At 63.8% G+C, this 13,376-nt stretch carries 12 protein-coding genes; 7 read left to right on the forward strand and 5 right to left on the reverse strand.

Features of this window, described 5'->3' with window-relative positions:
- Nucleotides 1-151: 151 nt before the first annotated feature.
- The 5 genes from QRN54_RS23460 to QRN54_RS23480 form a co-directional block, all read right to left on the reverse strand.
- Nucleotides 152-2,251: a RecQ family ATP-dependent DNA helicase gene (locus QRN54_RS23460; RefSeq protein ID WP_030536630.1), complete on the reverse strand. Its 2,100-nt coding sequence runs from the start codon at nt 2,249-2,251 to the stop codon at nt 152-154.
- 39 nt (nt 2,252-2,290) lie between these two features.
- The gene (locus tag QRN54_RS23465; RefSeq protein ID WP_007731010.1) at nt 2,291-3,112 is read right to left on the reverse strand and encodes a MerR family transcriptional regulator; all 822 of its coding nucleotides are present in this window, start codon (nt 3,110-3,112) and stop codon (nt 2,291-2,293) included.
- Between the two features lie 53 nt (nt 3,113-3,165).
- The gene (locus QRN54_RS23470; RefSeq protein WP_030536629.1) at nt 3,166-4,047 is read right to left on the reverse strand and encodes a ribokinase; all 882 of its coding nucleotides are present in this window, start codon (nt 4,045-4,047) and stop codon (nt 3,166-3,168) included.
- Nucleotides 4,044-5,486 carry an MFS transporter gene (locus QRN54_RS23475; RefSeq protein WP_003944479.1) on the reverse strand — a complete coding sequence of 481 codons (1,443 nt, stop codon included), beginning with the start codon at nt 5,484-5,486 and terminating at the stop codon, nt 4,044-4,046. The genes QRN54_RS23470 and QRN54_RS23475 overlap by 4 nt, the downstream gene beginning before the upstream one ends.
- Before the next feature lie 243 nt (nt 5,487-5,729).
- Entirely contained in the window at nt 5,730-6,833 is a 1,104-nt protein-coding gene (locus tag QRN54_RS23480; RefSeq protein WP_070161359.1) for an NADH:flavin oxidoreductase/NADH oxidase, read from the reverse strand.
- A gap of 149 nt (nt 6,834-6,982) precedes the next feature.
- On the opposite strand from QRN54_RS23480, the gene QRN54_RS23485 reads away from it, so the two are divergent.
- From QRN54_RS23485 to octT, 7 genes are read left to right on the forward strand one after another with little or no spacing between them, the layout of a single operon-like run.
- Nucleotides 6,983-8,269 carry a glutamate-5-semialdehyde dehydrogenase gene (locus QRN54_RS23485; RefSeq protein ID WP_285183145.1) on the forward strand — a complete coding sequence of 429 codons (1,287 nt, stop codon included), beginning with the start codon at nt 6,983-6,985 and terminating at the stop codon, nt 8,267-8,269.
- 39 nt (nt 8,270-8,308) lie between these two features.
- Entirely contained in the window at nt 8,309-9,220 is a 912-nt protein-coding gene (locus QRN54_RS23490) for an AAA family ATPase (RefSeq protein ID WP_003944506.1), read from the forward strand.
- Between the two features lie 8 nt (nt 9,221-9,228).
- Complete coding sequence (locus QRN54_RS23495; protein ID WP_064689238.1) at nt 9,229-10,692, forward strand: vWA domain-containing protein; 1,464 nt, start codon at nt 9,229-9,231, stop codon at nt 10,690-10,692.
- An 18-nt stretch (nt 10,693-10,710) separates the two neighbouring features.
- Nucleotides 10,711-11,427, forward strand: a complete 717-nt coding sequence (gene nadD, locus QRN54_RS23500; RefSeq protein ID WP_003944462.1) for a nicotinate-nucleotide adenylyltransferase — start codon at nt 10,711-10,713, stop codon at nt 11,425-11,427.
- Nucleotides 11,428-11,473: 46 nt separating this feature from the next.
- The gene (gene rsfS, locus QRN54_RS23505) at nt 11,474-11,920 is read left to right on the forward strand and encodes a ribosome silencing factor (RefSeq protein WP_003944502.1); all 447 of its coding nucleotides are present in this window, start codon (nt 11,474-11,476) and stop codon (nt 11,918-11,920) included.
- On the forward strand, nt 11,917-12,591 hold the full coding sequence (locus QRN54_RS23510; RefSeq protein ID WP_075833651.1) for a histidine phosphatase family protein: 675 nt from the start codon (nt 11,917-11,919) through the stop codon (nt 12,589-12,591). The genes rsfS and QRN54_RS23510 overlap by 4 nt, the downstream gene beginning before the upstream one ends.
- Complete coding sequence (gene octT, locus QRN54_RS23515) at nt 12,578-13,375, forward strand: diglucosylglycerate octanoyltransferase (RefSeq protein WP_124569244.1); 798 nt, start codon at nt 12,578-12,580, stop codon at nt 13,373-13,375. The genes QRN54_RS23510 and octT overlap by 14 nt, the downstream gene beginning before the upstream one ends.
- The last annotated feature ends 1 nt before the right edge of the window (nt 13,376 follow it).

Raw genomic sequence — 13,376 nt, forward strand, 5'->3', positions numbered from 1 at the left:
GAACGTAACAATCATTGCTGTCGAAGTCATGCAGATGTCCGTTTCGGGCCGTGTGGAACCCGTTGCGCCCCAGGTGAGGACATGAATGTGATGGTGCTCACATTATGTAACTTTTGCCGTTGTCGGAGCGACTATTTCGGGCAAAAACTCGCTATTTCGGGCTTGCGAGCGCCAACGGAAGTACAGAGTGAGCACCAGCCTGTCGAAGTGCGCGTGCGGCCATCGTGAAAGTCCAACCGGTATCGGCGATTGCGTCGACAAGAAGTATCGGTCCCTGGTGGATGCTCATGTCCGGGACTTCCCAAACATCGACCAGTCCGGACACGCGATAGGCGGAGTTCGCTGCCGACACCGGAGGGTGGTCGGGGCGCAAGCGAAGGGTGCCCAGGTCGGTCAATCGCCCGACCTCGGCCAGCTTGGCAGCCAGGCTCGACACCAGCAACGGATGCGTCGTGGATTCGAGGGCCATGACACCGGTGGGGCGCTCGGCCCAATTCCAGGCCGCCAGAACGCTGATACACGCGCTGACCACCGCATCGGGTACCTCGGCGTCGGGACCGTCGAAAAGCGCGCGGAGACGTTGACCCCAGCCCAGGTCCGACATCCGTCCGAGAATGCGCCCAGTTTCGGGCCCCTCGGTGATCTTCCCGGACAGCTTGACGCCCAGCTTGCTCAGGCCGGTCGGCCACATCTTGCGCGGCTCCAGGTCGAATCCGGGGCGCTGCAAGCGCGCCCGAGTCTCGTCGAGGGCAGCGGTGTCGACAGTGGTGTCGTAGCGATTGCCTGTGCAGTTGTCACAGCGACCGCACTGTGAGTTCTCCGAGGTCAGACCAGGATCGTCGAGTTGTTCACGCAGGAAGGTCATTCGACACGTCGTGATGCTCTGGTACTCGACCATTGCGGCCTGCTCGGCCTGGCGAGCGTCGTCGAGTCGGCCGTAGCGCTCGGCGTCGTACACCCAGGGTTCGCCGGTGCTGATCCACCCGCCCTTGACGCGTTTGACCGCGCCGTCGACGTCGAGGACTTTGAGGACCATCTCGAGACGCGTGCGATTGAGCTCCACCAGAGGTTCGAGTGCCGGTGTCGACGTGGCCTTTTCGGTGTCGAGGTGTTCGATGACGCTGCGGACCAGGTGCTCGCGGGGGAAGGCGACCGAGGCGAAGTAACTCCAGATCTGCTTGTCCTCGGCGCCAGGCAGGAGGATCACGTCTGCCCTGTCGGTGGAACGACCGGCGCGGCCCACCTGCTGGTAGTACGAGATCGGCGACGACGGTGCGCCGAGGTGGACGACGAACCCGAGATCAGGCTTGTCGAAGCCCATCCCGAGTGCCGAGGTGGCCACCAGAGCCTTGACGCGATTACCCAACAAGTCCTGCTCGAGAGATTCACGTTCAGTGGGATCGGTCTGGCCCGTGTAGGCGGCGACGGTATGGCCGCGCTCGGAGAGCAGGCTTGCGAGGTCGCGCGCGGCCGAAACCGTCAGCGTGTAGATGATGCCCGAACCCGGCAGCGTCTCGAGCATGTCGGCAAGCCAGGCAGCGCGCGCCGTCGCCTCCGGAATGTGGACTACAGAGAGGTGAAGCGATTCGCGTTCGAGCCCGCCGCGAAGGACGAGGGTTTCCTCACCGCCGACGCCGAGTTGGGCGGACACGTCCTCGACGACGCGGTTGTTGGCCGTCGCCGTGGTTGCGAGGACGGGAATGCCCTCGCCGAGTTCGGCGATCAAGGTCCTGATGCGGCGGTAGTCGGGACGGAAGTCGTGGCCCCAGTCGGAAACGCAGTGAGCCTCGTCGACTACGACCAGGCCGGCATCAGCTGCCAGGGCCGGGAGTACCTGATCGCGGAAGTCAGGGTTGTTCAGGCGCTCGGGGCTGACCAGAAGGACGTCGAGATCATTGGCTGCGACGCGGGCATGGATGTCGTCCCATTCGGTGACGTTGCCCGAATTGATGGTTGCGGCGCGCACTCCGGCACGTTCGGCAGAACTGACCTGGTTTCGCATCAGGGCCAACAACGGAGAGACGATGACGGTGGGGCCGTGGCCCGTTGCCCGGAGCAGCTTCGCCGAGATGAAGTAGACCGCAGATTTGCCCCAGCCGGTCCGCTGTACGACGAGCGCGCGTTTGCGCTGCACCACCAGCGCCTCGATGGCCGTCCACTGGTCCTCGCGTAGGCGGGCATCCGGCCCCGCGAGTTCGCGGAGCAGCCGCTCGGCTTCGTCGCGCATGGCTGGGGCAGTGGCGGTGGTCATGGACCCCATGGTGCACGACCCTGCCGACACGTGCGGGCTTCAGGCCTTGGCAACAGGTTCCTGCAGTTCGGTGACCCAGCCGTCGACATCCTCCGGGCACGCCAGCGTCACCTCACGGCTGGGGCCGGCATTGCGGTATCCCGCTGCGTCGATCCATTGGGCCAACGCCTGATAAGCGGGCAGGCAGTTGTCCATCGAACCCTTGTGCAGCAGCGAGGCCACGTGCTCTTCGGCCCGCAGGTCCACCACAGCGAACTCGTAGTCGCCATCGGGATTCGCGTCTACCGGTAGCGCCGCATGGACGACGACGTTCTCGTCGTCACCGGCATCCTCGTAGTAAGCGACAGCGGGTCCGATCGCGGCGATACCGGCACGATCCAAACCGGTACAAAGGCGCTCGTACAACCCGCGAACCACCGGGCCGATCGACGACGGATCCATCGTCTTGGCGGTACCGGTCAACTCCGCGACCCGCAGCGCCGGAACTGACTTGATCACAACCTCGTATGCGGACATCTGTCCCTCACTTTCGATGATCCGTAGGCGCGCCTGTACATGCGCCAGCCGCGCGGTGTCTTCCTGGATTCGGGTTTCGAGTTCTGCTCGGCGAAGCGTGAGCATCCCGCGGATCTCGTCGACGGTGACCGCTGACTCCACCACTTGCTGGACCTGGGCCAGAGTCAGGCCCAACTCCTTGAGAGCGACGATGCGGTTGAGCAGCGCCAACTGGCCCGCGGTGTACGAGCGATACCCGGTGGATGCGTCGACCCTCGCGGGTCTGAGCAGACCGATGGCGTCGTAGTGGCGGAGCATGCGCACCGACACACGACCTGCTCTCGCGAAGTCTCCGATGCTCAACATCCTTGCTCGCCCCGTTTCTCTCTCACAAACCCGATACCTACAGGTTTACGACCTCACACGGTGTCAGAGTCAAGCTGTCGGTTCAGGACTTTTTCGATCGCAGCGCGAGTGGGTGACGACACCGACGCGCCGCGGACCGTCGTCGCCAGACTTCCCGCCGTGGCAGCGAACTGCAGGGCGCGGTCCTGGCCCTGCACCCACTCCACGGCGAAGGCGCCGGTGAAAGCATCGCCTGCGCCAGTTGTATCCACGGGTGTCACGGCCGGGGAGTCGGCGTGGATTGTCTCCTCGCCCGACCGGAGATCCGCGCCGCCGGCCCCGAGCGTCGTGACGAGGTATCGGACGCGACCGGTGACCGCGGCCAACTGCTCCGACTCGGTCTGGTTGACGATCAGGATGTCGACAGACTCGATCAGGGCGCCCGGAAGGTCTTGTACCGGTGAAGGATTGAGGATGACAGTTGTTCCGTTGGCACGCGCGTGCCGGGCCGCTGTGGTGACCGTGTCGAGGGGTATTTCGAGTTGGCACAGGAGAACGTCGGCGTGTGCGATCGCGTCGAGGTCTACTTCGGACAACGAGGTGACCGAGGAATTGGCGCCCGGGACGACGATGATGTTGTTCTCCGCGTCCTCGCTCACGGTGATGGCGGCAACGCCGCTCGGGCCGTCGACACTACGAAGCAACGCGGTGTCGACCCCGGCGTCTTGCAGGGTCTCGCGCAATTGGGTGCCGAAACCGTCGTCGCCGACCGCGCCGACGAACGACACGTCCCCACCGGCCTTCGCGGCGGCGATGGCCTGGTTGCTGCCTTTGCCTCCCGCCGCGGTGGCAAAGGCAGTGCCGAGCAGCGTTTCTCCCGGAGCTGGGAATCTGGACACTGACGTGGTCAGATCCATGTTGATACTGCCGACGACGACGATTCGAGGCGTGCTCATACCTCGAGGTTATCGGCCTTCATTCTCTTTCGACGAACCTTGCGGATGATCCGACGTGCTTCCTCGTCGGTGGCGACGGAGGGCGGAGAGCCGTCGAGTGGCTTGCGTGCGGTCTCGGGGATCATCAGGACTGCGATACCGCCGATCACGGCGGCGATCATCATGTACATCGGTGCGACCAAGTTGCTGCCCGTTGCACTTTCGAGGGCGGTGAGCACCAGGGGAGTGGTCCCGCCGAAGATGGAGACCGCGAGGTTGTATCCGATTGCCAAGCCGCCGTACCTGATTCCGGTCGGAAACAGTGCGGGAAGCACGGACGGGAACACGCCGACGAACAGCAGGAGCAAGCCGCCGAGAATTGCGAGTCCCAGGAAGACCGTCACGTAGTTGCCGACGCCGATCAGAAGGTAGGCAGGCAGGGACAGGACGAAGAATCCGATGAAACCGCTGAGCAGCAAGGGTTTACGCCCGACGCGGTCCGAGAACTTTCCGACGTAGCTGATTCCCATCATCATCACGATCATGACGATGATCATCAGAACGAGTCCGTGGGATTCGTCGTAACCCAACGTGTTGGTCAGATACGTCGGCATGTAGCTGAGCAGTCCGTAGTGAGCGATGTTGTACGTGGCCACCAGGACGATGCACAGAACAAGCGGACGCCAGTTGTCGACGAGAGTTTCGCGTAGTTTCTTGCCTGTGGATTCATCTGCGAGGGAGCGCTCTTCGGCCTGCTCCATCATCTGGAATGCGGGGGTTTCCTCCAAACGCAGACGGAGGTACAGGCCGATGAGACCCAGAGGTCCGGCAATGAGGAAGGGGATGCGCCAGCCCCACTGGAGTAGGTCCTCGGCACTGACGACGGTCTGGATGATCGTCACGATGCCCGCTGCCGCCACATATCCTGCCAGAGTCCCGAATTCGAGGAAGCTGGCGAAGAAACCGCGGCGCTTGTCCGGTGCGTATTCGGCGACGAACGTACTGGCTCCGCCGTATTCGCCGCCGGTGGAAAAGCCCTGCAGTAGGCGTAGGAGTACCAGCAGGATCGGGGCGGCGATACCGATGGATTCGTAGCTCGGGATGAGGCCGATGGCGAAGGTGCTGCCCGCCATCAGAATGATGGTGGTGGCCAGGACTTTCTTGCGTCCGATGCGGTCACCGAGTGGACCGAAGAACAATCCGCCGAGTGGGCGGACGATGAAGGCTGCCGCAAAAATTGCAAAGGTAGAGAGGAGTTGAGCGCTGCCGCTCGCGTCCGGGAAGAACACTTTTCCTATAGTGGTAGCTAGATATGCGTAAACGCCGAAATCGAACCACTCCATGGCATTTCCGAGCATCGTTGCCTTGACAGCGCGCTTGACGGACGCATTGTCGGTGACGCAGACATCGGGTGATTCGGCCACTTCGAGAGCGCTGATCGAGTTCTCTGGTGTAGTCATGACATGCGCTCCCCAGCGCAATCATCGAACCGAGCGGGGCACGTACCTGATGCACGCATCTTTTCGTTGCCCACTCGCCGATGAGCCGGTCGGGAAATCGAGCGTCCGCGTGCCCTGTGGCTCGTTGCGACCCCCGTCGCACGGCTCTGGCCCGCGGCAGTGTCCGGAGCCCACAGGGCTCCGGACTACCGGCAAGTAAGACGCTTACGCTATCAAAGTTGTGCGCGGGAGCCGATTTTCGGGCTAGAAGGCGCGGGCGTACTGCGACGGGATATGCGGTCCTACCTCGGCGTTCAGTTCACGGGCCGCCCGGCGCGCCCAGTAGGGATCACGCAACAGTTCGCGGCCGAGGAGCACCGCCACTGCGCTTCCGTCTTCGACGATCTTCTCGGCCTGTTCGGGTTCGGTGATGAGGCCGACGGCGGCGGCCGGTAGCAGGCTCTCGTTCTGCAGGCGACGGGCGAACGGAACCTGGTATCCCGGCTCCACCGGAATCTTGGCCGCCGGTGAATTACCGCCGGTGGACACGTCGACGAGATCGACGCCGTAGTCGGAGAGGATGTTGGCGAGGGCAACGGTCTGATCCGCGGTCCAGCTGTCGACGTCGAGCCCACGTTCTTCCGTGAGCCAATCGGTCGCCGAGACCCGGACGAAGAGCGGTAGCTCGGCCGGCCACACCTCGCGGACTGCGCTCAGGATTTCGAGGAGCAATCGGATGCGGTTCTCGAAGCTGCCTCCGTAGCGGTCCGTTCGCTTGTTGCTCTCGGGGGAGAGGAACTGATGGATCAGGTATCCGTGGGCCGCGTGAATTTCCACGACCTTGAATTCGGCCTTCAATGCGCGGGTAGCCGCCGCTGCGAAGTCCGCGACGACCTTCTCGATGCCTTCCGTGGTGAGCTCGACCGGATCGGCAAGGTGACCGAACGGAACCGCGCTCGGGGCAACCGTCTGCCACGAGAGTCGGTCGTCGGCGGGCAGACTCTTGCCGCCGCGCCACGGAACCTGCGTCGACGCTTTGCGTCCGGCGTGGGCCAGCTGAATTCCGGGCACTGCGCCGAAGTACGCGAGTTGCGCGTTGATCTCGGCGAAGGCTTGCGCCTGCGTGTCGTTCCAGATCCCCAGATCAGCTGCCGATATGCGGCCTTCGGGATTGACGGCCGTCGCCTCGGTGAGAATCAGGCCGGTGCCGCCGATTGCACGGCTCACCAGATGCGTGCGATGCCACTCGTTGGGCACTCCGACCTGGTCGCCGATGACGTCAGCGGAGTACTGGCACATCGGTGCCATCCAGACGCGGTTCGGGATGGTGACGCCGCGCAGGGTCAAAGGCTCGAACAACACACTCACGGATGGCTCCTGACTCGAAGAAGAAGGTCGGTGGGTGCAACAGCGCCCCGCATCGGAATTGTTCCCCGGCGGTCCGCCGGAATGGTCCCGGGTGGTCACAGCCTCGTTCCGCCGAGCAGGCCGTCACGGTGGGTGGTTAATGTGTATTCATGACCGCTGTGACTTCCAACGCAGAAACCGTCGACTCGAACGCGTCCGACACCAAGTCCGTCGTGCACGACGCCGCACGCCGAGCCCGTAAGGCTTCGCGCGTCCTGGCTCTGCTGACCACCGCGCAGAAGGATGCTGCGCTCAACGCCGCAGCCGACGCGGTACTCGCGGCAAGTGATCGGATTCTCGCGGCCAACGCTCTCGATATCGACACCGCGAAGGCGGGCGGCACCGAGGAATCGCTGCTCGACCGTCTTCGCCTGACCGCTGACCGGATCGAGGGCATCGCGTCGGGTTTGCGTCAGGTTGCCGGATTACCCGATCCGATCGGTGAAGTGCTTCGTGGATCCACTTTGCCGAACGGTTTGGAGCTACGCCAGCAGCGCGTTCCGCTCGGTGTCGTCGGCATGGTCTACGAGGCTCGCCCCAATGTTACCGTCGACGCTTTCGGGCTGACTCTCAAGTCGGGAAATGCTGCGCTGCTTCGTGGTTCGTCCTCGGCAGTCAAGTCCAACGAAGCGTTAGTGGCGGCTCTGCGCGCGTCGTTGATTGACCAGGGACTGCCCGAGGATTCCGTTCAACTTCTGCCGAGTGCGGATCGGTCGACGGTCACGCACCTCATCCAGGCCCGCGGCCTCGTCGACGTCGTCATCCCGCGCGGCGGTGCCGGCTTGATCAGCGCCGTCGTGCGTGATGCCACCGTGCCCACCATCGAGACCGGTGTCGGTAACTGCCACGTCTATGTTCACTCGGCCGCCGATCTACTGATGGCCGAGAAGATTCTTCTCAACTCCAAAACCCGTCGGCCCAGTGTGTGCAACACGGCAGAGACGGTGCTGGTCGACGCCGCTATTGCCGAGACGGCCGTGCCGAAGCTGCTCCAAGCGCTTCAGATGCACGACGTCGTCGTGCACGGTGATCTGCCGGGACTGGTTCCCGCGACCGAGGACGACTGGTCGAAGGAATACCTCACCCTCGACGTCGCCCTCAAGGTCGTCAAGGACCTGGACGCTGCCGTCGAGCACATCGACCAGTACGGGACCGGCCACACCGAAGCCATCGTGACGTCCGATCTCTCGGCTGCCCGCGAGTTCACCGCTCGAGTCGACGCTGCGGCAGTGATGGTCAATGCGTCGACTGCCTTCACCGACGGTGAGCAGTTCGGGTTCGGCGCCGAGATCGGCATCTCCACCCAGAAACTGCACGCGCGTGGCCCCATGGGGCTACCGGAACTGACGTCCACCAAGTGGATCGTCTGGGGCGACGGGCATACCCGACCCGCCTGAAAGTTCACCAGACTTGCCCCACCTCTCAAGGAGTTAACCGTGGACCGAGCACTTCCCGACACGACGCCGTTCTTCTCGACCGTCGACGACGTGATCGAACGGCTGGCCGAAACCGGCTATCTGTCCGACAAGGCCACCGCGACGGCAGTCTTCCTGGCCGATCGTCTGGGCAAGCCGCTGCTCATCGAGGGCCCGGCCGGTGTCGGAAAGACGGAACTCGCCCGCGCAGTCGCCCAGACCACGGGCGCAGAACTGGTGCGTCTGCAGTGCTACGAGGGCGTCGACGAGGCTCGTGCGCTGTACGAGTGGAACCACGCGAAGCAGATTCTTCGGATTCAGTCGGGCGGGGCGAGCGGAGCGAGGGGTGATGTCGCGGTCGACCACAGCTGGGACTCGACGAAGGCGGATGTCTTCTCGGAGGAGTTCCTGCTCGCACGTCCACTGCTCAAGGCCATTCGCCGCGAGGACCCGACGGTGCTGTTGATCGACGAGACGGACAAGGCAGACGTCGAGATCGAAGGTCTGCTCCTCGAAGTGCTCAGCGACTTCGCGGTCACGATCCCCGAGCTCGGAACGATCACCGCCACCCGCAAGCCGTTCACGGTGTTGACCTCGAATGCCACTCGTGAACTCTCGGAGGCTCTGAAGCGTCGTTGCCTCTTCCTGCATCTCGATTTCCCGGACGCCGACCTCGAGCGTCGCATCCTCGCAAGCCGTGTGCCGGAGCTTCCTGAAGCGATTGCCGAGCAGCTGGTCAACACCATTCGTGTTCTTCGCGGAATGCAGCTCAAGAAGGTCCCTTCGGTATCCGAGACCATCGACTGGGGACGCACCCTTCTTGCTCTGGGCATGGACACTCTCGACGACGATGCCGTTCGCGCCACGCTCGGCGTGATCCTCAAGCACCAGTCGGACCAGGTGCGTGCTGCCGCTGAACTTCGGCTGAACTGAGGTCTGACATGGCTCCCGCAGCATCGACGTCGCCGCTCTCACCTGGCGGCCTGGCAGCGCCGCACGGGATTCCCGGTCACCTCGTCGATTTTGTCGAGGCTCTGCGACGACGCGGAATCATGGTCGGCCCGTCCGAGACAGTCGACGCCGGTCAGGTCATGTCTGTTCTCGACCTGCTCGATCGTGAAGCGCTTCGTGAAGGGCTGGCATGCTCGCTCCTGCGCAGGCCGACCCACCGGGCGACGTTCGACGCCGTCTTCGACCTGTGGTTCCCCAAGGCGATCGGTGACCGTGCGGTCGGCGACGTCGACGTCACACTGCCGCGCAAGCCAGACGGCTCGATCGACCTGCAGGCATTGCGTGAGCTGATCGCCGAACTGCTGACAGACGGCAGTGACAAGGCGATGGAGATGACCGAACTCCTGACCGCCGCGATGGTCGAGGAACTCGGGCAGTACCAGTCGAGCAACGGCCCGTCGTTCTCCGCCTACCAGGCGCTGCGCGACGTCGCCCCGGAGACGTTGCTCAACAAGATCCTGCAGGGCCTGCTCGGCAACCAGGAGGGTTCCGGGTCAGAGGGCAAGGACAACTCCGACTATCAGTCCGAGGTCGCCAAGCGCACGGCAGCGCAGCGCATCGCGGACTTCCGCAAGATGGTCGAGAAGGAAACGCGTCGACGCACAGCCGAGAATTTGGGCAAGGAGCGGGTCGCCACGTACGGCGTTCCGAAACTCGCCGAGGAAGTCGACTTCTTGCGAGCGTCCGATGCCGAACTCACCACGCTGAAGAAGAACGTCGCACCCTTGGCTCGCTTGTTGGCCAGTCGTCTCGCCGTGCGTCGTAGCCGCTCTCGCGCGGGTTCGATCGACCTACGTCGTACGTTGCGCAAGTCCATGTCGACGGGCGGAGTGCCGATCGATCTGGTGCAGCGCAAGCCGAAGCGGGCGCGGCCCGAACTTGTGGTGATGTGTGACGTATCCGGCTCGGTGGCGGGGTTCAGCCATTTCACTCTGCTGCTCGTGAACGCTTTGCGTGAGCAGTTCTCGCGCGTGCGGGTGTTCGCGTTCATCGACACGACCGACGAGGTCACGCGGTTCTTCGACTCGAACGCAGACCTCGGATCAGCGATGTCACGGATGGTGCGTGAGGCCGAACTGATCACCTACGACGGCCACTCAGACTACGGACACGCCTTCGGAGTGTTCCAGGAGAAGTTCGCGCAGTCGATCACCAGTCGCACGTCGCTACTGGTACTCGGCGACGGTCGCAACAACTACCGCGATCCCAACCTTCAGTCGCTGTCGCAGATGGTGGCAGTAGCCAAGCACGCGCACTGGCTCAACCCCGAGCCGAAGGGGCAATGGGGAACGGGTGACTCCGCGGCGAAGGTCTACAACGAGGTCATCAGCATGCACGAGTGCCGCTCGGCCCAGCAGCTTGCCGACGTCGTGTCCCGTCTGCTGCCGGTCTGACCCGTAAGCTCGACACTCGTGCAGAAGGGACTATCGGTGGAACGTGCTCGACGCCTAGGAGTGATGGGTGGCACCTTCGACCCCATTCACCATGGCCACCTCGTTGCGGCCAGTGAGGTCGCCGACCGGTTCGGACTCGACGAAGTGATCTTCGTCCCCACCGGGCGGCCCTGGCAGAAGCAGGGGAAGGGCGTCAGTCCTGCCGAGGACCGGTACCTCATGACGGTCATCGCCACCGCCTCCAACCCGCGGTTTTCCGTCTCTCGGGTCGACGTCGACCGTGAAAAAGTGACGTACACCGTGGACACGCTGCGAGACCTCCGGGCCTACCACCCTGACGCCGAACTCTTCTTCATCACCGGTGCCGATGCGCTGGCCAGCATCCTTTCCTGGCAAGATTGGGAAGAGTTGTTCGCATTGGCGAAGTTCGTCGGGGTATCGCGACCGGGTTTCGATCTCAATGCAGAGCACCTGGCCGGTCACCTCGACACCATGCCCGCCGACGCGGTCACGTTGATAGAGATTCCGGCACTTGCCATTTCGTCGACCGAATGTCGGCGTCGGGCAAGTGAAGACCGCCCCGTCTGGTACCTGGTGCCGGACGGAGTGGTGCAGTACATCTCGAAGCGGAACCTGTATCGACCTGTCGACGCGGAGCGCCGCGACGGAGCTACAACGATGTCGGAGCCCGCACCGGGGAAGTCGGAAGCCGTCCCGGGCGCCGAATCGAGCTAGCCGAGCACAACAAGTACTTTCTGAAGACGAAACTGGAGAACATCGAGTGAGCGCAAACACCGAAGCCATCGACATGGCACGCATCGCGGCCTTGGCAGCCGACGAGAAGCTGGCCACCGAAGTGGTGGTGCTCGATGTGTCCGAACAGCTGGTCATCACGGACTGCTTCGTCATCGCATCTGCGACGAACGAGCGTCAGGTCAACTCGATTGTCGAGAACATCGAAGACCGTCTCCGCGAAGCGGGACACAAGCCGGTCCGCCGTGAAGGCACCCGCGAGGGCCGCTGGGCACTGCTCGACTACGCCGACATCGTCGTCCACGTCCAGCATGACGAGGAGCGCAACTTCTACGCTCTCGATCGTCTGTGGAAGGACTGCCCGACGGTCGAGGTCGAAGGCCTCGGACAGAACCGTCCCGGCCCCGCCGACGCCAACACGGTGTTCGAGACCGACACGGTTTCCGAGCCGGACGCGCAGGATCCCTCGCTGTGACTTCGCCGGCGCCCAGTGCGGCGTCGAACCCTGTCCGCCGGCTCATCCTGCTGCGTCACGGACAGACCGAATACAACGCCGACTCTCGGATGCAGGGGCAACTCGACACCGACCTGTCGGAGTTGGGACGCACGCAGGCCAAGAGTGCAGGTCCGGTGATCGCCGATCGCAGGCCGTTGACGATCGTGTCCTCGGATCTGCGTCGGGCGTACTTCACGGCCGTCGCAGTCGGTGATGCCGCCGGACTTCCGGTACTCACCGACACGCGTCTGCGTGAGACACACCTGGGCGAATGGCAAGGCCTGACTCATCACGACGTCGACGAGCGCACTCCCGGTGTGCGATCTGCCTGGCGGGCGGATGCCACGTTGGCGCCGCCCGGCGGCGAAAGCCGAATCGACGTCGCGAATCGCAGCCTCCCCGTAGTTCACGAATTGCTCGAGACGCACCCGGACTGGGCCGAACGGCCCGTGGTTCTGGTGGCGCACGGAGGCTTGATCGCGGCACTGACAGCGGCATTGCTCGACCTACCCGTCGATCGCTGGGCCGTCCTCGGCGGATTGGGAAACACCAGTTGGGTGCAACTCAGCGGACACGGGGACGTCAAGTCGATCGAGTGGCGACTCGACGTATGGAATGCTTCTGCGAGTGTCGCAAATGACGTCCTCTGAAAGTGCCGACGGGCAGCGCCCCGTCCTCCTCGTACTCGCGGATTCGCTGTCGTATTTCGGCCCCAAAGGCGGCCTCGCGGCAGACCACCCACGGATCTGGCCCAACATCGTGGCCGACGAACTCGGCTGGGACGTCGAGCTGGTCGCCCGTATCGGCTGGACGTGCCGCGATGCGTGGTGGGCACTGACTCAGGATCCTCGTGTGTGGGCGGCGGTGCCGCGGGCAGGCGCCGTCGTGTTCGCGGTCGGCGGTATGGACTCGCTACCGTCTCCGCTGCCTACCGCGCTCCGCGAGACCATTCGCTACGTTCGGCCACCCGCGCTTCGACGCGTGGTGCGCGAGGGTTATCAATGGCTGCAGCCGCGGCTTGCACCTCTGGGCCGCCCGGTCGCACTTCCTCCCAAGCTGAGCGTCGAGTATCTGGAAAGCTCGCGAAATGCGTTGGAGTACATGCGGCCGGAACTGCCGATGATCGCGACCTTGCCGTCAGTGCACCGCAGTGATGCCTACGCCAGCGTGCATGCCGGACGACCTGCCGCGGTGTCCGCGATCACCGAGTGGGCTACGGAGAAAGACGTTCCCGTAGTCGACCTTGCAGATGCAGTGCGTGACAACGTCTTTTCCGAGAACGGCAATCCTGACGGCATTCACTGGGGTTGGGACGGTCACGTCGGTGTAGCCCGCGCGATGATCGCTGCGATTCGCGGGGTCGAGTCGCAGAAAACGGTTTCGCCGGAACTGGTTTCGCCGGAACTGGTATCACCGCCGAGCGAAGTCGGGTAGC

It is taken from the genome of Rhodococcus sp. MEB032 (genome assembly GCF_030208925.1).
GTDB lineage: Bacteria > Actinomycetota > Actinomycetes > Mycobacteriales > Mycobacteriaceae > Rhodococcus_F > Rhodococcus_F qingshengii.

Bases quoted from the DNA above. Each gene is read 5' to 3' on its own strand.
- QRN54_RS23460 (WP_030536630.1), bottom strand. From the start codon at position 2,251: ATGACCACCGCCACTGCCCCAGCCATGCGCGACGAAGCCGAGCGGCTG.
- QRN54_RS23465 (WP_007731010.1), bottom strand. From the start codon at position 3,112: ATGTTGAGCATCGGAGACTTCGCGAGAGCAGGTCGTGTGTCGGTGCGC.
- QRN54_RS23470 (WP_030536629.1), bottom strand. From the start codon at position 4,047: ATGAGCACGCCTCGAATCGTCGTCGTCGGCAGTATCAACATGGATCTG.
- QRN54_RS23475 (WP_003944479.1), bottom strand. From the start codon at position 5,486: ATGACTACACCAGAGAACTCGATCAGCGCTCTCGAAGTGGCCGAATCA.
- QRN54_RS23485 (WP_285183145.1), top strand. From the start codon at position 6,983: ATGACCGCTGTGACTTCCAACGCAGAAACCGTCGACTCGAACGCGTCC.
- QRN54_RS23495 (WP_064689238.1), top strand. From the start codon at position 9,229: ATGGCTCCCGCAGCATCGACGTCGCCGCTCTCACCTGGCGGCCTGGCA.
- octT (WP_124569244.1), top strand. From the start codon at position 12,578: ATGACGTCCTCTGAAAGTGCCGACGGGCAGCGCCCCGTCCTCCTCGTA.